Origin of the sequence: Streptomyces sp. PCS3-D2, assembly GCF_000612545.2 — a bacterium.
Classification (GTDB): domain Bacteria; phylum Actinomycetota; class Actinomycetes; order Streptomycetales; family Streptomycetaceae; genus Streptomyces.
In genome coordinates, this window is sequence record NZ_CP097800.1 from 3,831,649 (window position 1) to 3,851,686 (window position 20,038).

24 protein-coding genes and 1 tRNA gene are annotated in these 20,038 nt (G+C 69.4%); 14 read left to right on the forward strand and 11 right to left on the reverse strand.

Annotated features, from left to right (window positions below):
* Nucleotides 1-23 precede the first annotated feature (23 nt).
* Both AW27_RS16710 and AW27_RS16715 read right to left on the reverse strand, forming a co-directional pair.
* Complete coding sequence (locus tag AW27_RS16710; RefSeq protein ID WP_157840209.1) at nucleotides 24-1,352, reverse strand: hypothetical protein; 1,329 nt, start codon at nucleotides 1,350-1,352, stop codon at nucleotides 24-26.
* A 122-nt stretch (nucleotides 1,353-1,474) separates the two neighbouring features.
* On the reverse strand, nucleotides 1,475-1,609 hold the full coding sequence (locus tag AW27_RS16715) for a DLW-39 family protein (protein WP_208809277.1): 135 nt from the start codon (nucleotides 1,607-1,609) through the stop codon (nucleotides 1,475-1,477).
* Nucleotides 1,610-1,870: 261 nt separating this feature from the next.
* Here AW27_RS16715 and AW27_RS16720 point away from each other — a divergent pair, with 261 nt between their 5' ends.
* On the forward strand, nucleotides 1,871-2,641 hold the full coding sequence (locus AW27_RS16720; protein WP_037920444.1) for an IS5/IS1182 family transposase: 771 nt from the start codon (nucleotides 1,871-1,873) through the stop codon (nucleotides 2,639-2,641).
* Between the two features lie 182 nt (nucleotides 2,642-2,823).
* Here the strand turns inward: AW27_RS16720 and AW27_RS16725 are convergent, their stop codons facing one another.
* From AW27_RS16725 to AW27_RS16735, 3 genes are all read right to left on the reverse strand, one after another.
* Nucleotides 2,824-3,270 carry a hypothetical protein gene (locus AW27_RS16725; protein WP_037920443.1) on the reverse strand — a complete coding sequence of 149 codons (447 nt, stop codon included), beginning with the start codon at nucleotides 3,268-3,270 and terminating at the stop codon, nucleotides 2,824-2,826.
* A gap of 551 nt (nucleotides 3,271-3,821) precedes the next feature.
* Nucleotides 3,822-4,514, reverse strand: a complete 693-nt coding sequence (locus AW27_RS16730) for an HAD family hydrolase (RefSeq protein WP_037920436.1) — start codon at nucleotides 4,512-4,514, stop codon at nucleotides 3,822-3,824.
* Complete coding sequence (locus AW27_RS16735) at nucleotides 4,501-5,367, reverse strand: GntR family transcriptional regulator (RefSeq protein ID WP_037921335.1); 867 nt, start codon at nucleotides 5,365-5,367, stop codon at nucleotides 4,501-4,503. The genes AW27_RS16730 and AW27_RS16735 overlap by 14 nt, the downstream gene beginning before the upstream one ends.
* Nucleotides 5,368-5,520: 153 nt before the next feature.
* Between AW27_RS16735 and AW27_RS16740 the strand changes: the two genes are divergently transcribed.
* From AW27_RS16740 to AW27_RS16800, 13 genes are all read left to right on the forward strand, one after another.
* Nucleotides 5,521-5,850, forward strand: coding sequence for an SCO3933 family regulatory protein (locus tag AW27_RS16740; protein WP_037920434.1), 330 nt, complete (start codon nucleotides 5,521-5,523; stop codon nucleotides 5,848-5,850).
* Nucleotides 5,851-5,852: 2 nt separating this feature from the next.
* Entirely contained in the window at nucleotides 5,853-7,205 is a 1,353-nt protein-coding gene (locus AW27_RS16745; protein WP_037920431.1) for an FtsK/SpoIIIE domain-containing protein, read from the forward strand.
* Between the two features lie 81 nt (nucleotides 7,206-7,286).
* On the forward strand, nucleotides 7,287-7,478 hold the full coding sequence (locus tag AW27_RS16750) for a hypothetical protein (RefSeq protein WP_037920429.1): 192 nt from the start codon (nucleotides 7,287-7,289) through the stop codon (nucleotides 7,476-7,478).
* Between the two features lie 29 nt (nucleotides 7,479-7,507).
* The gene (locus AW27_RS16755) at nucleotides 7,508-8,167 is read left to right on the forward strand and encodes a DUF2637 domain-containing protein (RefSeq protein ID WP_037920428.1); all 660 of its coding nucleotides are present in this window, start codon (nucleotides 7,508-7,510) and stop codon (nucleotides 8,165-8,167) included.
* Between the two features lie 20 nt (nucleotides 8,168-8,187).
* Entirely contained in the window at nucleotides 8,188-8,373 is a 186-nt protein-coding gene (locus tag AW27_RS16760; protein WP_037920426.1) for a mobile element transfer protein, read from the forward strand.
* 14 nt (nucleotides 8,374-8,387) lie between these two features.
* A complete protein-coding gene (locus AW27_RS16765; RefSeq protein WP_037920425.1) occupies nucleotides 8,388-8,684 on the forward strand; it encodes a hypothetical protein in 297 nt (98 codons plus the stop codon).
* Nucleotide 8,685: 1 nt separating this feature from the next.
* Complete coding sequence (locus tag AW27_RS16770) at nucleotides 8,686-8,922, forward strand: hypothetical protein (RefSeq protein WP_037920424.1); 237 nt, start codon at nucleotides 8,686-8,688, stop codon at nucleotides 8,920-8,922.
* Between the two features lie 92 nt (nucleotides 8,923-9,014).
* Nucleotides 9,015-9,194, forward strand: a complete 180-nt coding sequence (locus tag AW27_RS16775) for a hypothetical protein (RefSeq protein WP_037920422.1) — start codon at nucleotides 9,015-9,017, stop codon at nucleotides 9,192-9,194.
* A 4-nt stretch (nucleotides 9,195-9,198) separates the two neighbouring features.
* A complete protein-coding gene (locus tag AW27_RS16780) occupies nucleotides 9,199-9,441 on the forward strand; it encodes a hypothetical protein (protein WP_037920421.1) in 243 nt (80 codons plus the stop codon).
* Nucleotides 9,434-9,619 (forward strand): hypothetical protein, encoded by a 186-nt coding sequence (locus AW27_RS16785; protein ID WP_037920419.1) that lies wholly within the window; start codon nucleotides 9,434-9,436, stop codon nucleotides 9,617-9,619. The genes AW27_RS16780 and AW27_RS16785 overlap by 8 nt, the downstream gene beginning before the upstream one ends.
* 4 nt (nucleotides 9,620-9,623) lie before the next feature.
* On the forward strand, nucleotides 9,624-11,111 hold the full coding sequence (locus AW27_RS16790; RefSeq protein WP_037920418.1) for a replication initiator: 1,488 nt from the start codon (nucleotides 9,624-9,626) through the stop codon (nucleotides 11,109-11,111).
* A complete protein-coding gene (locus tag AW27_RS16795; protein ID WP_037920416.1) occupies nucleotides 11,104-11,289 on the forward strand; it encodes a helix-turn-helix domain-containing protein in 186 nt (61 codons plus the stop codon). Before AW27_RS16790 ends, AW27_RS16795 begins: the two co-directional genes overlap by 8 nt.
* Nucleotides 11,289-12,446 (forward strand): tyrosine-type recombinase/integrase, encoded by a 1,158-nt coding sequence (locus AW27_RS16800; protein ID WP_037920414.1) that lies wholly within the window; start codon nucleotides 11,289-11,291, stop codon nucleotides 12,444-12,446. Before AW27_RS16795 ends, AW27_RS16800 begins: the two co-directional genes overlap by 1 nt.
* A gap of 55 nt (nucleotides 12,447-12,501) precedes the next feature.
* On the opposite strand, the gene AW27_RS16805 is transcribed toward AW27_RS16800, so the two are convergent.
* From AW27_RS16805 to recF, 6 genes are all read right to left on the reverse strand, one after another.
* Nucleotides 12,502-12,578: transfer RNA gene (locus AW27_RS16805), tRNA-Ile, on the reverse strand.
* A gap of 117 nt (nucleotides 12,579-12,695) precedes the next feature.
* Nucleotides 12,696-13,346, reverse strand: coding sequence for a DUF3566 domain-containing protein (locus AW27_RS16810; RefSeq protein WP_078556272.1), 651 nt, complete (start codon nucleotides 13,344-13,346; stop codon nucleotides 12,696-12,698).
* A 3-nt stretch (nucleotides 13,347-13,349) separates the two neighbouring features.
* The gene (gene gyrA / locus AW27_RS16815) at nucleotides 13,350-15,968 is read right to left on the reverse strand and encodes a DNA gyrase subunit A (RefSeq protein WP_037920409.1); all 2,619 of its coding nucleotides are present in this window, start codon (nucleotides 15,966-15,968) and stop codon (nucleotides 13,350-13,352) included.
* A gap of 45 nt (nucleotides 15,969-16,013) precedes the next feature.
* Nucleotides 16,014-18,035 (reverse strand): DNA topoisomerase (ATP-hydrolyzing) subunit B, encoded by a 2,022-nt coding sequence (gyrB, locus tag AW27_RS16820; protein ID WP_037920407.1) that lies wholly within the window; start codon nucleotides 18,033-18,035, stop codon nucleotides 16,014-16,016.
* A gap of 305 nt (nucleotides 18,036-18,340) precedes the next feature.
* Entirely contained in the window at nucleotides 18,341-18,877 is a 537-nt protein-coding gene (locus tag AW27_RS16825; RefSeq protein ID WP_037920405.1) for a DciA family protein, read from the reverse strand.
* Complete coding sequence (gene recF / locus AW27_RS16830; RefSeq protein ID WP_037920404.1) at nucleotides 18,874-20,037, reverse strand: DNA replication/repair protein RecF; 1,164 nt, start codon at nucleotides 20,035-20,037, stop codon at nucleotides 18,874-18,876. Before recF ends, AW27_RS16825 begins: the two co-directional genes overlap by 4 nt.
* Between the last annotated feature and the right edge of the window lies 1 nt (nucleotide 20,038).

Genomic DNA, 20,038 nt, shown 5'->3' on the forward strand with positions numbered 1-20,038 from the left:
ACGCGGCACCGGACGATGCGGGTTCAGCCGGCCCGACCCGGAAGGGACGGGCCCGCGCCGCGGTCCCGCCGGCCGAGCAGGACCCAGCCGCCCAGCACCGCCAGCAGCAGGGCCCCGGTACCGAAGCCTGCGCCCGCCACGACGCGCATCAACGAGCGGGTCCCGGCAGCCTCGGCGGCCTCCGGGGCGGTGAGCCCCTCCCGTGCCGCCGTCCGGTCCTCGGCCCCGACCGCGAATCCGCCCGCCGCCGGATCCTCCGTGTACGCGGGCCCCTTGGCCGCGGTACCGGTGACCTCCAGCCGCAGCGTCAGCGGGACCGGTACCGCGTCCTCGGTGAAATCGGCGACCTTCGCGCCCATCGTCACAGCGACGTAGTACCAGCCTGCGACGCTCACGGGCCGCACCCCGCGGTCGCCGGAGAAGCGGTTTCCGTAGTCGACCGGAGCGGTCTTCTCCAGGGTGAGCCCGGCCTGCACGCCGTCGTAGGACACGTCCTTGCCCGAGACCGGGCCCCGGAACGGGCTGTAGAGCCTGACGCTCAGTCCGCCCGACGCGGAGGTGTAGTCCTTCGTCTTCTTCGCGGCGGAGAGCTCCGCCCCCAGGCCGAGCCGCTGCCCCCAGTCCAGGGGGACGCGGTACCAGCGGGTCTGCCCGGGTCGCATCTCGTCGCGCCACACGCCGGCGCCCAGGGCGCGCGCGTCGTTGAAGCCGGTACCGCCGGCCCGACCGACCGCCTCGGTGCCGGGCAGCGACGGGGCTCCCGTGGGCCAGCCGCTGGGCGCGGTGGTGGGGGCGCCGGGCCCGCGGCCCGGTTCGCGCTGCACCTTGAGTTCGATCGGCCAGGGGCTCTGGTCGGATCCCTTGGCCGAAGTCCGGGTGACCTTCGCGTAGTAGACGCCGGCGGGCGCGCAGTCGCCGTCCTCGGAGCCCCGGCGGACCCCCGCGGCGGCGAGGGGCACGGCGTCGTAGCCGAAGGTCGCCCGCCCCATGCTCGCCGGGCAGGAGCGCCCGGCGGTGGTCATGAGTTCCACCGCGACGCCGTCGCTGCCGGAGACCTTGGCGCCCGCCGGGGGTCGGAGCACGGCGGAGACGTAGGCGTCGGAGCCGTCCTGCTCCAGGACGAGCCGGTAGAGGCGGTCCCCGGGCCCGATGGTGTCCTCGTAGGTGTTTCCGGCCTCGATGAGCGGGGCGTCCGCCGTGGAGGGCGTTCCCTCGATCGTCCTGGCGCCGTCGGCGGCACGGTAGGCGGGCGGCGGCTGGGGCGCGCTCTCCCCGGCGTACGCGGCGGCGGGAACACCGGCCAGCGCCGTGCCGAGGGCCGCCGCCCACACTGTCGTCCGTACCCGACCCATCACACCCACCCCGTTTTTGCTACCGCAAGCCAAATCTTTGCAGAACGTAAGATTTCGTCACAGAGCAGCACAAAGCCCCGGCCGCAGCGGCAGCCGGGGCTTCATGAACTCGGCCTTCGGTCTCACACACCGGAACCAGAGGGCACGGAGTCGGTTGCCTCCGTCCACAGGTCCTGCTCGGCGCGGTCCGCCTGGATCTGGCGGTACACGAGGAGCCCGCCGATGGCGGCCAGTGCGACCAGGAGCAGCTTCTTCACCGCGCGACCTCGTCTTTCGTTGACGTAGGGGACTTCTGGCGCCCAACAATACACACCGACCGATACCGATCGGTGACCTGGCGGCTCACCAACTGGCCCGACGAAGAAGACCCCCAGGCCTTTGGCCTGGGGGTCTTCAACACTGTGGGGCTAACAGGATTTGAACCTGTGGCCTCATCCTTATCAGGTCGATCACGGGGTGCTGGCGACGTCCCTAAGCGTTGTCCCGTAAGTGCTGGTCACGGGTGAGATGATCTTGCTGTGTCTGGTGTGATCACGGCGTCGGAGCCGTCCTGGATAGCCCCGTTCGCCGGGCTGAGCCCGCGGCAGTTCAGCAAGCTGATCACCGCGCTGCGGCGCGAGGGAGCCGACCCGGTCCGCAAGGGCCGACCCTGGAGCCTGCCATTGGAGGACCGGGTCCTGCTGGTCGCCGCGTACTGGCGCACCAACCTCACCCTGCGCCAACTCGCCCCGCTGTTCGGGGTGTCGAAGTCCGCGGCCGACCGGATCGTCGACCACCTCGGCCCGGCGCTCGCGTTCCAGCCCCGCAAGCGGTTCCGCAAGGACACCGTGCTGATCGTCGACGGCACCCTGGTCCCCACCCGGGACCACACCATCGCCGAGCAGTCGAAGAACTACCGGTACTCCACCAACCACCAGGTCGTCATCGACGCCGACACCCGGCTCGTCGTCGCGGTCGGCCGGCCACTGCCCGGCAACCGCAACGACTGCAAGGCATGGGAGCTGTCCGGAGCGAAAGACGCCGTCGGCAAGGCCACGGTGATCGCGGACGGCGGCTACCGAGGCACCGGCCTGGTCATCCCCCACCGCCGCGAACCCGGCCAGAGCGAACTCCCGGGCTGGAAAGAGGAACACAACCGCTCGCACCGCAAGGTCCGAGCCCGCGTCGAGGACGCCTTCGCCCGCATGAAGACCTGGAAGATCCTCCGCGACTGCCGCCTGAAAGGCGACGGAGTCCATCACGCCATGCTCGGCATCGCTCGCCTCCACAACCTCACGCTCGCTGGTTGACCAGGAAACGACGCTGGTCAACCAGCATGCCGTAGATCATTTACGGGACAACGCTTAGATCCATGCTATTCGCTGTTGGGCTGTCTGCTGGTGTTCGGCGCCGTCTGCCGCTGTCCGGCTTTGTTGGTGTCAGGCATTGGTGTCACCGAGAGGGGCGCCGTTGACAAACCCAACGCGGGGCACTAGGCCTCCATGAGCTGACGGAGATCCGGCCACCACGCCGGGTGCTCCCCGACCAGTCCGCGCAGCGTTGGACTGTGATCAAGGATGTAGCAGCAGTAGTCGCGCCAGTCCTCGAATGACTCCGTACCAGCGATGCGGCGGGTTGTCATGAGCCCTGTCTCCAAGACGTCTGCCAGCGCCTCCGCTAAGAGAAGCACCCGTTCTCGTTCGATCTCCGCTTCAGGGCAAGGCACCTCGTCATAGAAGTACTTCCGGAGCCCGGGGTACTCCATCATCTTGAAGTAAACGTCGCGCAGGTTGTTGAGACATTGATCGAGTCCGGTCGTGCCGCTCACGTTTGCGGCCATGCGAAGCTGTTCCGACACTGCGCGCGTCTGAACGGCCAGAAAAATCAAGGATGCGATCAGGCCGAGCAATCCCCCGATCGCCGTCACTGTGGCTATCACGTGCGTCCTCTCAGCTTGGGGAGCACGAGCATTCCCGCCTTGGAACGTTGTTAGTCCGCGGCGCCGACACGCCTGCTAGACCGCTTCATCAGCCCATCACTTCCCCAGCTCCCATCCCGTCTGCCGTCGACCCACACACCGTGGAGCGGGCGTGGTCCATGGCGTCCAGGTGGAGCGCGCCACTGCACGAACGACCTGGACGCCATGGGCCGCGTCTGCTCGGCTCTGCCTGGGTCGATGGCAGACGGGATGGGAGCTCCCCGCGCACGCCACTACTCCGGCCGGCACTCGCAGACGGCGCCCCCGCCATCTCGGAGCCTGAGCGCCCCCGCCGGAGGCACTTCTTTGAGCGTTGCCGCGCTATGCGGTGATCGACGCATGGCCACCGGCCCTATCCATATGTGGGCGCGCGTCGGCGCAGCGCGGGCGGAGCGGGCCGAAGGCAGGAGCGTCGCCCGCAGCGGAGCCGGGAAGCGCGCCCGGCGGAGCGGAGCGCAGCCGGGGCTTGATGAGGTAGAGAAACCTGTAACAGGTCCCCCGCTGATCCTCGGCTACGCCGTGGTGAGTGCGTCGGCGATGGCCTGCATGTCGTCCGTGACGGCATCGGCTCCCGCGTCCGCGAAGAGATCGGCCTTGTGGGGCTTGTTGGCGTAGCCGATGACCTTCGTCCGTGCGGCATGAGCGGCCTGGATGTCTGTGAGCGAGTCACCGATCAGGGTGCAGTGCGTGACATCCATCTGCATCTGCTTCGCCGCCCCAATCAGTGGGAACGGGTTCGGCTTCATCAGGTGGGGCTGCCCAGATGGCCGACCGATGACCTTCGCGACGAGCTCCCCCAACCCGTGCTTCTCCAGGAAGCGCTGCACGCATTCCGCGGAGTTGTTGCTCACCACCGCCACGGCCCGCCCCGAGGCACGCACGGCCTCAAGAGCTTCCACCGCCCCCGGGGTCGGAGGGCCTGCCACCGCCACGGCTTCGACCTCAGCCGCTGTCAGGGCCTGCTCCACCGTCCGGCCGATCTCGTCACCGGCCTCGTGGGCGATGCGCATGACCTCGATCGGATCGTCGGTCTCGGCGGCCTTGGCGCCGGCGGCCTCGTCCTGCGCTGCGAGCAGTGCAGTGAGCTGCTTCGCGACCTCCGGGGCGGGCAGCCCAGCGAACACGTCGCAGACGGGGCCGTCGAAGTCGAAGAAAATCACGCGCGCGTTCGCCAGGACTCCGGAGAGGCGGTCATCGTGCGTCAAGGTCGAAGTCCCTTCCGATGGTCTCCCAGACGCTGTCGAACCACATGCGGGCCTGCTGGACCTGCTGCGCTCCGCTGGAAGACTCGCCGTCATTGATCGAGTGGTGGAAGAGCGTGGCGTCCTTACCCACAAGGTCGTAGATCTCGATCGTCTCGCCCTGGGCGACGACCTTGTTGGGGCGGATCGGGTAGTACCCGAAGAACGCGTCTTCGTCGTTGATCACGTAGAGCTTGAAGAACTGCGTACCGCTGTGGACACGCACGCTGATCTGCGTCTCCGCCACGAGGCCAAGGTGCTCCAGCTCGGCGATGGCGTCCCGAATGCTGCGGGTGTAGCTGACCATGATGTCGTGCATGCGGTCGCGGAGCCGTTTGTCGTCCGCGCCGTCGTCCTTCCGCACCGGCGCGGCCTGTGGCACCGACATGTCCGGGACGAGTATCCGCATGGTGATGCTCGACGGCGTGAGCCGACCGACTCGGATCTTGTCGAGCGGCTCCTGAAGCGCCCCGTGCAGGGTCTCGCTGGAGAAGCCTGCGAAATCGATCGTCACGCGGTGCTTGGCGAAGGCCTGCTCGACGTAAGGGCGCAGGCCCGCCGGCCGTTCGGTCCGATTGCGCACATAGACGCCGCTGCCCTTGCGGGAGACCACCAGGCCCTCGTCTTCGAGGTCGCGCAGCGCGCGTTGGATTGTCGCCCGAGCGAACCCGTAGTGCTCCGTCAGCTTCGCGTGGGACGGGAGCTTCTCACCAGGGCCCAGCTTTCGAGTGCGGATGGCCGCGCTGAGGCTGCTCGCCACCTGCTCGTACGGGGCTCGGTCGTCATCTGGGTCGAGGGGCTCGGGGACAAAGGTCATGGGGTCGATGGTAGGCGACACCCCCCAAGCAGGACAGCCATGCCAGTCATGTTGTTGACATGGCTAGCCATCTCCCTCACCTTCAAGATGTGACCAACCAGGCTAGCCAAGTTGGTCATCTAGCTTCCTGCTGGCATCTCTGAAGGAGAAACCATGCCGTCGTTCAAGGTGGACACGTCGACCGCCGTGGTGTTCGTGGCCACGGCCCCGACCCCGAAGCTCGTGAGCAAGCAGACCGGTGAGCGCGCCATGGACCGGGAGACCAACGCCCCGCTGTCCACGGTGGGCCTGCTGATCTCGGACGAGGGGGAGGGCAACCTCTACCAGGTGACCGTTCCGGAGACCGGTCTCCCTGCGGGCCTGATGCCCGGCATGCCGGTGTCAGTGATCGGCCTGAAGGCGCGGGACTGGGAGAACACGTTCAACGGCCAGACCCGGCACGGCATCTCGTTCCGCGCCGTCGCCCTCACGGTCGGGGTCTGACCATGACTGACCTGTCGACGTTATGGGAGGTCGGCCTCCCACTGGCCGCCGGTGCGGGCGGTGGTCTCGGATACGCGAAGGTCCGAGCGCCCCGCGTGTTCTGGGCCGTGGCCGGTCTGCCCGTGGCAAGGGTCCGGTTCGCGGTGACGTACCGGGCCACGATGGACGTGTGCGGGCTGACGGTCCAGCCGTCCCGCCTGAGGGCGTTCCTGATCCGCAACGTCGCCCGCCGCAGCGACGTCCAGCCCGTACCGCCGAAGGTCCGCCGCGTACGCGGTTCCTCGACCGGCATGCGGGTCACCCTGCGCCTTCCGGCCGGACTGGAGCCCGCCGACGTGGTCGCCGCTTCCGAACGGCTGCGGCACGCCTGGGGCGTCCACTCCATCACCGTCTTCGAGACCAAGCCCGGGTTCGTCGAGCTGCGGATGACCGGGTACGACGTGCTGCGCCGGGTGAAGATGCCGCGCAAGCTCCCCTCCGGGCCCATGACCGTTACGGTCGCGCTCCGGGAGGACGGCACCGCGTTCGTACGGGACTACCTGAAGGTGCCTCACGCGCTGACGCTCGGCGCCAACCAGTCGGGCAAGTCCATGTACCAGCGCAATCTGGTCGCGGGCCTCGCCCGGCTGCGGGTCGCCTTGGTCGGGATCGACTGCAAGCGCGGTGTCGAGCAGCGGGGAAACGCGCCCCGGCTGTCGGCGCTGGCCATCACACCCGAGACCGCATCGGGGCTGCTGGATGCGCTGGTGGGCGAGATGGAAGACCGGTTCGATCTGCTGAGCGCCTACGGGGCCGCCGACGTGTGGGCGCTGCCCGAGGGCATTCGTCCGGTTCCCGTCGTGGTGCTCGTGGACGAGGTCGCGGAACTGTTCCTCGTGGCCAGCAAGAAGGAAGAGGACCGCCGGGACCGGATGGTCATGCAGATGATCCGCCTCGGGCAGATGGCCCGCGCGGCCGGAATGTACCTGGAGATCTGCGGCCAGCGGTTCGGCTCCGACCTCGGCAAGGGCGCCACGACGCTCCGGGCCCAGCTCACCGGCCGCGTGGTCCATCGCGTCAACGACAAGCAGACCGCCGACATGGGTCTCGGTGACATCGCCCCGGACGCGGTCATGGCCGTGACGGCGATCGCGCCCGACCTGCCCGGCGTCGCGGTGGCTGGCGACTCCTCGGGCGGCTGGTCCCGGATCCGTACGCCTGAATTGAGCGCGGCCAAGGCTGCCGAGGTCTGCGTCGAGTACGCGTACCTGACTCCGGCCCTTCCGGCACTCGCCCCGTACCGGCCGGTGGTCTCCGCCTCCGCCTGGTCCGCCGGGTCCGCCCCGCTGGTGAAGCCGACTCCGGCAACGCCGTAGCAGTTCTCTCCCCCTCGGTCGGCGTGACCATCTCGCGCCAGGTCCCTACCCGACCCATGCCCGAAACCGAAGGGAACCGCCATGAGCACTGACACGAAGCCGTCGGCCCGACGGCCGCGTTCGGCCAAGCCCGCTCCCGTCCCGCCGTCCTGCGAGACCTGCGACGGAACGGGGGAGACCACGACGACCGTCCGGGTCGGGCGCAAGCGCCGGGAGATCGGCGCCACACAGACGGGGCTCTGCCCGAGCTGCCTCGGCACCGGCACCGCCTGACTCGAATCCTCCCCGAAAGGAGGTGCCTCGTGTTCCGCACCCTCCGCCTCGACGCTGTACTCATCCAGGCCGTCATCGCCGGTGCCCTGTCCTTCGCCCACCTGCACGATCTGGCTGCGGCGGCCGGACAGGACGGATGGAAGGCGTGGGCCTACCCGGTCAGCGTCGACCTGCTGCTGGTCGCCGCATGGCGCCGGATGCGCACCAACGCAGAGAACCGCGACGCCTGGCTGTGGTTCGCCATCGCCCTCGTCGCCTCACTCGGCGCCAACGTCGCCACCGCCGGACTGCTCGACCTGCACCACGTCCCGCCCTGGCTGCGCATCCTCGTCGCCGGATGGCCCGCCCTCGCCTTCCTCGGCGGCACCCTCCTCCCCCACGCACCCACACCGGCGCCGGAGCCTGTGGAAAAGCCCCACGTGGAACCCGTTCCGGACCTGACTGTCGAGCGGGACCCGGAACCGGCTCCCGAACTGCCGCCGGCCGAACCCGCCCCGGATCACGTACCGCCACAGCCCGCCCTCACGCCGTCCGCAGGACCTGTTCCGCCCGCGCTGCTCGACCACGCCCGAAAGATCGCGGACGCCCACCAGGCACAGACCGGCGCCCCGATCGACGCGGCAACCCTGCGCAGCCGCCTCGGCATCCCGCCCGCTCTCGCGGACTCCATCGCCCTCCAACTCGCCTGAAACGAAAGGAGACAGACCCCATGCGCCCGAACCGCTTCTACAACCTCGCCCGCTTCGGCCCGGTGCGTGTCGGCACCCACCACGACGGCCGGGGCCGTACCAAGCACACCGCCGTGTGCACCGCTCCGGGCTGCGACTTCTCCGCCGACTACTTCACCCGCGCCAGCGCCGAACTCGCCGCCCGCACCCACCGCTGCAAGGCCTGAAGGGAGATCCGTTCATGCTCACGCCGAAGTACCCGAAGCCCGACACCTACACCCCGGTCCACCTGGTCCCCGAACCCGCGGCGGTCCCCATGCCGACCGCCCCGGCCCCGGCCCCCGTTCCGACTACCCGCCCGAGCGTCCAGCTCACGCCCGGCAGCGTCGCTGCCCTCGTCGCCAGCGGCGGGGCCGTGGTCCTGGTCGTCGGCGCCGTCCTCGTCTCCATGCTCCTCGCCGTCGCCATCACGGCCGCCTCGGTCGCCGTGTGCGCCGTTGTCATCCGCTCCCTGCAAAACAACCCGAAGGGTCACTGACATGGGCATCTTCAGCCGCAAGAGCAGCACCCCCGAGCCCGCCCGCAACGAAGAGATGGTCGAACTCGGCCGTGAGTACGCGATCGCCCGCCGCCACCGCGACACCAAGGCCATGAACCGGATCATGCGGCAGGTCGGCAACGACAAGGACGTGACCGACCTGAGCGACTTCCGCGACGGCCAGGAGTCCTACGACTCCATCCCGCCCATCCCGCGCAGTCGCAACCGCCGCCGCTGAACGGCCCCGGGGCGGCCCTCTCGCCAAAGAACCGCCGCCCCGGCGCCTGCAACCACTTCCAGATCCAACGGACCCGAAAGGGAAGCCTCATCATGCCCCAGCACGCCCAGGCCAAGCCCGTCTGCCGCGACTGCGACGGCTTCGCCACCGCCACGATCACCACCGGCACCCGGACCCCTGACGGCGCCAAGGCGATGGTCAGCGTCAACTGCCCGGCCTGCCGTGGACTCGGCCGCACCGTCCCCGCCGTCCACGTCCGGATCGGTAGGTGACCGCGTGAACAGCCTCTCCGTCTCCGGACACATCGAGCCGGACACCCGCCTTCGCGTCACCGCCTTCCCCGACAGCTCCCGCCCCTTCGTCAGCCTTCGTATCGAGGGCGACACCACCGAAATCGCGCTCCTCGCGGCCCCCGGCTCGGCTGAGGCCCTTCGCGCTCTCTCCGCTGCCGCGAGCGAGGCCGCCGCAACCTTGGAGGCCCTCACCGCCAAGGCTGTTGAGGTGGCCGGACATGGCTGACCTCACCCCCACCGCCGGCCGCCCCGGCCTGCACGTAAGCAAGCCCTCACCGACCGAGCCCGGCACCGCCTCCGCCGTCTGCCACTGCGGCGCCACCGCTGCCGCCAAGGGAGATGCACAGGTCAGTGCCCTGGTCTCCGGTTGGAACGCCAACCACGGCCCCGCCCACAGGAAGTGAGCACGTGATCGACACCGCCACTGCGGCGGGCCTGGACCCGGCCACCTTGAGCGATCTGCTCCGGGTGGCTGGGTCCCCCGGCTTCGACCGCCTCCACGAACAGATCCGCCGCACCGGGGGCTGCACGGCCCCGATCCGCCTCTCCGGCGGCACCAAGCTCATCGACCCGGGCACCGGGACCCTGCTCCACTCGTACGACACCAGCACCGAGCCCGGCGGCGTGCTCCGCGTCGCCTGCGGCAACCGCCGGGCCTCCCGGTGCCCCGCCTGCGCCTGGACGTACGCCGGTGACACCTACCACCTGATCCGCGCCGGCCTCATCGGCGATCCCGCCAAGGGCACCCCCGAGACGATCCGCGATCACCCCCGCGTCTTCGCCACCCTGACCGCCCCGTCCTTCGGCCCCGTCCACAACCGGCCCGGCACCCGCCCCTGCCGCTGCGGCATCCGGCACCCCGAGGATGCCGAGGAACTGGGCACCCCGCTCAACCCGGACACCTACGACTACGCGGGCGCCGTGTTGTGGAACAACCACGCCTCCGAACTGTGGCGCTACTTCACGATCTACCTTCGCCGCGAGATCGCCGCCCGTGCCGGGATCACCCAGGTGGAGCTGAAGGAGGAATGCCGGGTCTCATTCGGGAAAGTCGCCGAGTACCAGAAGCGCGGAGCGGTTCACTTCCACGCCGTCGTGCGCCTCGACGGACCGGGCGGACCGCATACGTCTCCGCCGCCGTGGGCATCGGTCAGCCTGCTCGATGACGCGATCCGTGCCGCTGCCCGCCGCGTCGCCGTGAATCTCCCTGCCGCCGGGGACTTCCCCGCACGCACCCTCGCCTGGGGAGACCAACTCGACGTGCAGCCCATCGGCGGACTCGGTCACGAGGAGCTGACCGAACAGGCCGTTGCCTCCTACGTCGCCAAGTACGCCACGAAGGCAGCTGAGAGCACCGGAGCCATCGATACAGCCGTGCACTGCCGAAGGTGCGGGGGAACCGGGGTGTCCGACCGGTACGACCGCCCGGGGTCCGTGCTGAGTCGCTGTGCTGGTTGCCACGGAACGGGCACCCGCGAAGACCTCGCAAGGCTGTCTGTCCCCGATCACGTCCGCCGTCTCATGGCGGCCTGCATCGCCCTCCAGGCGTCCTATCCGACCCGGCGCCTCGCCGCCTGGGCTCACATGCTCGGCTTCCGCGGCCACTTCTCCACCAAGTCCCGCAGCTACTCGACCACCCTCGGCGCGTTACGCCAGGTCCGCGCCGACTACCGAGCCGCCCAGCAACGCACATCCCTCGGCCTGCCCAACCCCGACGACCACCCGGAGGCCACGCTCCTCGTCGTCGCCCACTGGGCCTATGCCGGCAACGGCCACACGCCGGGGGAATCCTGGCTCGCCGCAAACGTCCGGCGTGACCTTCAGCACAACCGTGAACACGCCCGCGAGTACCGGGCCCAACTCGAAGCCGACGACACAGGGGGCTGGGATGACTGAGGAGCTGTTGACCGTCCCGGAGGTCATGGGATGGCTCAAGGTCGGCCGTACGACCGTCTACGACCTGATCCGCACACACCGCCTGCCGTCCCTGACCATCGGCCGGAGCCGGCGTATCCCTGCTGACGGACTTCGGGACTTCCTCGCGGCGCGGCTCCAGTACGAGGAGGCCGCCTGATGGCCAAGCGTCGCCCCAACGGCGGGGGAACCATCACCAGACGGAAGGACGGCCGGTACCAGGGGGCCGCCTACGTCACCAACACGGACGGCCACCGTGTCCGGAAGTTCGTCTACGGCGCGACGTACGACGAAGCCGCCGAGAAACTGGGCAAGCTCCAGGACCAGGAGCGCAACGGTGTCCCCGTGCCCTCTCGCTCGTGGACGCTCGGGGAGTGGCTGGCCTACTGGCTTGAGCACATCGTGAAGCCGGAGCGCGAGCACAACACCTACGCCAAGTACGAATCCAAGGTCCGGCTGTACCTGGCGCCCCACCTCGGCAAGAAGCCCTTGACCAAGCTCACGCCCGCCCAGATCCGGGCTCACATGGCCACCCTGAAGCGCGAGAAGGTGGGCGCCGCGACGCGGTTCGAGGTGCTGCGCATCCTCCGGAACGCCCTCAACAGGGCCATCCGGGAGGAGCTGCTGACGCGCAACGTCGCGCTGCTCGTGGACATGCCCAAGGTCAGCAAGGACAAGGCCAAGCCCTGGAACGCCCGGGAGGCGATCACCTTCCTGCGCTCGGCCCGGGCCCATCGCTTCTACGCGGCCGGCGTCCTGGTGCTCGTTCTCGGGCTGCGGCGGAGCGAGGTGCTCGGCCTGCGCTGGCAGGACATCGACTTCGAGAAACGCCAGTTCACGCCGGTCAAGCAGGTGCAGCGGGAGAAGGGCGTCGGCCTGGTCCTCAAGGACCTCAAGACCGAGTCCTCACAGGCGGTACTGCCGCTCCCGGAGTTCTGTGCCCGCGCCCTGGAGGAGCGCCGGGAGCTGCAAGAGCTGGAACGGAAGATCATGGGCGACGGCTGGAGCCAGGAGGACGACCAGGACGTCATCTTCTCATCGGACCACGGCGGCCTGACCGACCCCATGGGCTTCTCTCGGACCTTCGATCGGCTCGTCACCCGGGCTCGCGTCCGCCGCATCACGGTCCGCCTCGCCCGGCACACCTGCGGCACCCTGCTGGCCTTCCTGAAGGTGCATCCCAAGGTCGCTCAGGCGATCCTGCGGCACAGCCAGATCAGCATGACGATGGATGTCTACACCCACGTTGTGGGCGACGGTGAGCGCGAAGCCGTGACCCTGCTCGCCGAGCTTCTGGAAGACCCGCTGATCGGCTGATGTCAGCCGTAGATGTCAAAAGACCCCGACCGATACCGGCCGGGGTCTTTTGCACTGGTGGGGCTAACAGGATTTGAACCTGTGGCCTCATCCTTATCAGGGATGCGCTCTAACCAACTGAGCTATAGCCCCTCCGCGCTGCGCGCTGACTCCTGAAGATTAGCGCACAGACCCGGTCAGGCCAAAATCGGTTACCGGCGGGCGTCTGCGCAGGTCATCCGACCCGTCACCGGCGCTTCCCCGGAAGGCCTACTCGTCCTCGGCGAGGGTCAGCTCGACGCCGCCGACGAATCCCGCCGACAGGTTGTAGATGAACGCGCCCAGCGTCGCCAGCGCCGTCGCCAGCACCACGTCGATCACCGCGATCACCGACGTGAAGATCAGCACGCGCGGCAGCGACATGAACGCCTGCAGGTCGAAGCCGTTGCCCTCGTTCGAGCCGGTCGCCTCGCTGATCGTGCCGCCGACGGTCGAGAAGACGCCCATCGCGTCCATGACCATCCACAGCACCGCCGCCGCCACGACCGTGCAGATGCCCAGCGCGATCGACAGCAGGAAGCTGACCTTCATCACCGACCACGGGTCCGCCTTGGCCACCCGCAGCCGCGCCTTGCGCGTCCTGGGGGCCGTACGGACCTGCGTACGCGGCTTGCGCTGGGTGGCGGCCGCGCCGCCGGCGCGCGGCGCGCCGGGGCCCGCGGGCGCCGAGTAGGCCTGCGGCGGCTGATACGGCTGCGCAGGCCCGTCCTGCTCCGCCCCGGCGGCGGGCTTGGCCTCGGCCTCGTCCGGCGCCTGCGGTCCTCGGGTGTCCGTCACGGTTCCCCCCTGGGAGTCCGCGGCGGGGCCACGGGCACCGTTCGCTCCAGTTCTGGCCGGTCCGGCGCCCGTGGCTCCACTCACGACTTACTCCTCGTGCTCCCCGGCCGAAGGCTGCGTGCCCTCGGCGGCCTCGGCGGCCGGTGCGTCGGCCCCCTCGGTCTCGTTCTCGTCGACCTCGACCTCGTCAGCTTCCTGACCGGCCTCGGCGTTGCGGGCGATACCGACCACGGCATCGCGCTTGCCCAGGTTGATCAGCTGGACGCCCATGGTGTCACGGCCGGTCTCCCTGACTTCATTGACGCGCGTACGAATCACACCACCGCTGAGCGTGATGGCGAGAATCTCGTCCGATTCGTCCACCACGAGCGCCCCGACGAGCGACCCGCGGTCCTCCACGATCTTCGCTGCCTTGATGCCCAGACCGCCACGGCCCTGGACGCGGTACTCGTCGACCGCCGTCCGCTTGGCGTAGCCGCCGTCGGTCGCGGTGAAGACGAACGTACCGGGCCGGACCACGCTCATGGAGAGCAGTTCGTCGCCTTCCCGGAAGCTCATGCCCTTCACGCCCGAGGTCGCGCGGCCCATCGGACGCAGCGCGTCGTCGGTCGCGGTGAAGCGGATGGACTGCGCCTTCTTGCTGATCAGCAGCAGGTCGTCCTCGGAGGACACCAGCTCGGCACCGATCAGCTCGTCGGCGGTGCCGTCGGCGCCGTCGGCACCCGTCTCGCGGAGGTTGATGGCGATGACGCCACCCGAGCGGGGCGAGTCGTAGTCCTTGAGGGCCGTCTTCTTCACCAGGCCGCCCTTGGTGGCCAGGATCAGGTAGGGCGCCGCCTCGTAGTCGCGGATCGCGAGGATCTGCGCGATCTTCTCGTCCGGCTGGAAGGCCAGCAGGTTCGCCACGTGCTGCCCGCGCGCGTCGCGGCCGGCGTCCGGCAGCTCGTACGCCTTGGACCGGTAGACCCGGCCCTTGTTCGTGAAGAACAGCAGCCAGTGGTGCGTGGTGGAGACGAAGAAGTGGTCGACCAGGTCGTCCTGCTTCAGCTTCGTACCGCGCACGCCCTTGCCGCCGCGCTTCTGCGAGCGGTAGTCCTCGGTCTTGGTCCGCTTGACGTAGCCGCCGTGCGTGATGGTGACGACGATGTCCTCTTCGGCGATCAGGTCCTCGATGGACATGTCACCGTCGAAGGGGACCAGCTTGGAGCGCCGGTCGTCGCCGAACTTCTCGACGAGCGCCGCCAGTTCCTCGCTCACGATGGAGCGCTGGCGGTCCTCGGAGGCCAGGATCGCGTTGTACTCGTTGATCCGGGCCTGCAGCTCGTCGTGCTCGGCGACGATCTTCTGCCGCTCCAGCGCGGCGAGGCGGCGCAGCTGCATCTCCAGGATCGCGTTCGCCTGGATCTCGTCGATCTCCAGCAGGCCCATCAGGCCCTCGCGCGCGATCTCGACCGTGTTGCTGCGCCGGATCAGCGCGATGACCTCGTCGATCGCGTCCAGCGCCTTGAGCAGGCCGCGCAGGATGTGGGCGCGCTCCTCCGCCTTGCGCAGGCGGAAGCGCGTGCGCCGGACGATGACCTCGATCTGGTGCGTCACCCAGTGGCGGATGAAGGCGTCGATCGACAGCGTGCGCGGCACTCCGTCCACCAGCGCCAGCATGTTCGCGCCGAAGTTCGTCTGCAGATCGGTGTGCTTGTAGAGGTTGTTCAGCACGACCTTGGCGACGGCGTCGCGCTTGAGCACGATCACCAGGCGCTGGCCCGTGCGCGAGGAGGTCTCGTCGCGGACGTCGGCGATGCCGCCGATCTTGCCGTCCTTGACCAGGTCGGCGATCTTCTGCGCGAGGTTGTCGGGGTTGGTCTGGTACGGGAGCTCCGTGACCACCAGGCACTGGCGGTTCTGGATCTCCTCGACCTCGACCACCGCGCGCATCGTGATGGAGCCGCGGCCGGTCCGGTAGGCCTCCTCGATGCCCTTGCGGCCCACGACGAGCGCGCCGGTCGGGAAGTCGGGGCCCTTGATCCGCTCGATGAGCGCGTCCTGGAGCTCCTCGTGCGAGGCGTTCGGGTGCTCCAGCGCCCACTGGGCACCGGCCGCGACCTCGCGCAGGTTGTGCGGCGGGATGTTGGTGGCCATTCCGACCGCGATGCCGGCGCTGCCGTTGACCAGCAGGTTCGGGAAGCGGGCCGGGAGGACGGTCGGCTCCTGGTTGCGGCCGTCGTAGTTGTCCTGGAAGTCGACGGTCTCCTCGTCGATGTCCCGGAGCATCTCCATGGCCAGCGGCATGAGCTTGCACTCGGTGTAGCGCATGGCGGCCGCCGGGTCGTTGCCCGGCGAGCCGAAGTTACCGTTGGAGTCCACCAGCGGCATGCGCATCGACCACGGCTGGGCCAGGCGGACCAGGGCGTCGTAGATGGAGCTGTCACCGTGCGGGTGGTAGGTGCCCATGACGTCGCCGACGACGCGGGCGCACTTGTAGAAGCCCTTCTCGGGCCGGTAGCCGCCGTCGTACATCGCGTACAGCACACGACGGTGGACGGGCTTGAGGCCGTCCCGTACGTCGGGCAGCGCACGCGAGACGATGACGGACATCGCGTAGTCGAGGTAGGAGCGCTGCATCTCCGTCTCGAGCCCGACGGGCTCGATGCGCAGCTGAGGCTCCTCGTCCGCGGGATTCTCTGCGGTGGGGGTGGTCTCGTCGGCCATTGCTGGTCAGAAATCCTTTCAGGCGGCGGTCAGCGTCGGGCCGACTCAGATGTCGAGGAAGCGGACGTCCTTGGCGTTGCGCTGGATGAACGAGCGCCGGGCCTCGACGTCCTCACCCATCAGCACCGAGAACAGATCGTCGGCCTGCGCCGCGTCGTCGAGGGTGACCTGGCCGAGCACGCGGTGGTCCACGTCCATGGTGGTGACGCGCAGTTCCTCGGCGTTCATCTCGCCCAGACCCTTGAAGCGCTGGATCGAGTCTTCCTTGATCCGCTTGCCGTTCTGCTTGCCGAGTTCCACGAGGGCGTCGCGCTCGCGGTCCGAGTACGCGTACTCGAAGTCGTCACGGCCCCACTTGATCTTGTAGAGCGGCGGGCGCGAGAGGTACACGTGGCCGGCCTCGACCAGCGGGCGCATGAAGCGGAAGAGGAAGGTCAGCAGCAGGGTGTTGATGTGCTGGCCGTCGACGTCGGCGTCCGCCATCAAGATGATCTTGTGATAGCGGAGCTTCTCGATGTCGAAGTCCTCGTGGACACCGGTGCCGAAGGCGCTGATCAGCGCCTGGACCTCGGTGTTCTGGAGGATCTTGTCGATGCGCGCCTTCTCGACGTTCAGGATCTTGCCGCGGATGGGCAGGATGGCCTGGTACATCGGGTTGCGGCCGGACTTGGCCGAGCCGCCGGCGGAGTCGCCCTCGACGATGAAGATCTCGCACTTGGTCGGATCGTTCGACTGGCAGTCGGACAGCTTGCCCGGCAGCGAGGCGCTCTCCAGCAGGCCCTTGCGGCGCGTCAGGTCGCGGGCCTTGCGGGCCGCGACGCGCGCCGTGGCCGCCTGGATCGCCTTGCGGACGATGTCCGCGGCCTCGACCGGGTTCCGGTCGAACCAGTCGTTCAGGTGCTCGTGGACCACCTTCTGCACGAAGGTCTTGGCCTCCGTGTTGCCCAGCTTGGTCTTCGTCTGGCCCTCGAACTGCGGCTCGCCCAGCTTGACCGAGATGATCGCCGTCAGACCCTCGCGGATGTCCTCGCCGGCGAGGTTGTCGTCCTTCTCGCGGAGCAGCTTCTTGTCCCGCGCGTAGCGGTTGACCAGACCGGTCAGCGCCGCGCGGAAGCCCTCCTCGTGGGTGCCGCCCTCGTGCGTGTGGATCGTGTTCGCGAAGGAGTAGACGCCCTCGGTGTACTGCGAGTTCCACTGCATCGCGATCTCGACCGAGAGCATGCGCTCCTTGTCCTCGGCCTCGACGTCGATGACGGTCGGGTGGATCAGCTCGCCCTTGCGCGAGTTCAGGTACTTCACGAAGTCGACGATGCCGCCCTCGTAGTAGTACTTCACCGTGCGCGCCTGGGGCTCGGCCGTGTCCGCGTCCGGGTCGTCCGCGCCCGCCGTGGCCTTCGCCGACTCGCGCTCGTCCGTCAGCGTCAGGGTCAGGCCCTTGTTGAGGAAGGCCATCTCCTGGAAGCGCCGCGACAGCGTCTCGAAGGAGTACTCGGTCGTCTCGAAGATGTCGCCGTCGGCCCAGAAGGTGACCGAGGTGCCGGTCCTGTCCGTCTCCTCGTTCTTGGCCAGCGGGGCCGTCGGCACGCCCAGCTTGTAGTCCTGGGTCCAGCGGTGCCCGTCCGTCTTGACCTCGACCGCGACCTTGGTCGACAGGGCGTTCACGACGGAAACACCGACACCGTGCAGACCGCCGGAGACGGCGTAGCCGCCGCCACCGAACTTGCCGCCCGCGTGCAGCACGGTCAGGACGACCTCGACGGCCGGCTTGCCCTCGGACGGAACGATGCCGACCGGGATGCCGCGCCCGTTGTCGACCACGCGCACCCCACCGTCGGCGAGGATCGTCACGTCGATGGTGTCCGCGTGCCCGGCCAGCGCCTCGTCGACCGAGTTGTCGACGACCTCGTAGACGAGGTGGTGAAGACCACGCTCACCCGTCGAGCCGATGTACATACCCGGCCGCTTGCGGACCGCGTCCAGGCCCTCGAGGACCTGAATCGCATTGGCGTCGTAATTCTTCTCGTTGGAGTCGCCGGAATCGGCCACGAAGCGCCCTTTCTGGCACAGCGCAGCCCGTACTCCGGACCAGCAAGTGCGCCGGCGGGAGCGGCCGCGTCGATCTGCGTTGTCTGCGTAATCCCGCGAACGGGCGGGATTTGCTCCAGTCTACCGGCACCACGGACATGAATGGGGGTTTGCCGGTACCTGAGTCCGCATGTGCCGCCCTGAACCTCCACTCTCCGACTCCCCACATCCGGGCAGGGGCTCTAAGTGGCTCACGCGGGCCTCCAGCGCTTCGGGCTGTCAACCTCCGGCTACCGTGAGGGACGCCACCCGCCGAGGCGGCCGCGAAGGCCGCCCGTGGACGCTACTCACCCGTAGGTGTCGCCCGGTCCGGTGCTCCCGGGAGCCCGCCAGGGCCCGTACCCCTTCGGACGTCCACCCGGGCCCTGCACCTTGATCAGGCGGACCGTGCCCTGCCCCAGATCCGCGTTCAGCCGCGCCACCAGCTGCGGGGCCAGCAGCTTCAGCTGCGCCGCCCACGCCGAGGAGTCGCACCTCACGACCAGCTCACGGTTCTCGTACCGCTGTGGTTCACAGTGCGCCGCGATCTCGGGGCCGACGATCTCCGGCCAGCGCTCCATCACGCCCGCCACCGCCATCGGCATCTCCCAGCCGCGCTCGGTGCGCAGCCGGTCCAGCGCGGCCATCAGCGGCATCGGGTCGCGGCCGTCCGCGCGGGCGCCCGACCTCAGCCCGGGCTGCTGCTGGTGCTTGCGGCCGATCGCCGCGTTGCCCCGGGCCCGCGCCTGCTCCCGCGCCGCGGCGAGGGCCTGGCGGGCCAGATCCACCCCGGAGGCCTCCGGAGCCCTGCGCCGCTGCTGCGGGTCCTTGCCCTGCTCGTTCACAACCGGGTCACCTCGCCGCCGGACACCCCGAACCGTGCCCCCACCAGCACCCCCGGGACGTCGTCGTCCACGGCCGCCGTCACGAGCACCTGCTCGCCCGGCGCCACCAACTCCGCCAGCCGCTCCCGGCGGCGGGCGTCCAGTTCCGCGAACACGTCGTCCAGGATCAGCACCGGCTCACTGCCCTCGGAGCGCAGCAGCTCGTAGGAGGCCAGCCGCAGCGCCAGCGCGTACGACCAGGACTCGCCGTGGCTGGCGTAGCCCTTGGCGGGCAGCTCCCCCAGCCGCAGAACCACGTCGTCGCGGTGCGGGCCGACCAGGGTCACCCCGCGCTCGATCTCCTGCTTGCGCGCCTCGCCGAGCGCGGCCAGCAGCACCTCGTAGAGGGCCTCGCGGGTGCGTGCCGCGCCGCCGTCCACCGGCTCGCCGGCCGAGCACTTGTACGCCAGCCCCAGCGGGCCGCCGCCGGGTGCGAGCTGCTCGTAGGCCTTGTCCGCCAGCGGCAGCAGCGTCCCGACCAGCTCCAGGCGCTGCGCGAGCAGCTCGGCGCCGGCGCGCGCGAGGTGCTGGTCCCACACGTCGAGCGTGGACAGGTCCGCCCCCGAACCCCGTCCGGAGGATGCCCCCTGGCGGCCGCCGTGCCGGCGGGCCATCGCCGCGGACTTCAGCAGGGTGTTGCGCTGCTTGAGGACGCGCTCGTAGTCGGAGCGGACCCCGGCCATCCGCGGGGAGCGCGCGGTGACCAGCTCGTCCAGGAACCTCCGCCGCTCGCCCGGGTCTCCCTTGACCAGGGCCAGGTCCTCCGGCGCGAACAGCACCGTCCGCACGATCCCCAGCACGTCCCGCGGCCTGACCTGGGAGGACCGGTTGATGCGGGCCCGGTTGGCGCGGCCGGGGTTCAGCTCCAGCTCGACCAGCTGCTGGCGCTCGCCCTGGGTGACGGCCGCGCGGACGACCGCCCGGTCCGCGCCCATGCGGACGAGGGGCGCGTCCGAGGAGACGCGGTGGCTGCCCAAAGTCGCGAGGTAGCCGACCGCCTCGACGAGGTTGGTCTTGCCCTGGCCGTTGGGGCCCACGAAAGCGGTGACGCCCGGGTCGAGGGGAACCTCGGCCCGGGCGTACGAGCGGAAGTCGGCCAATGAGAGATGCGAAACATGCATA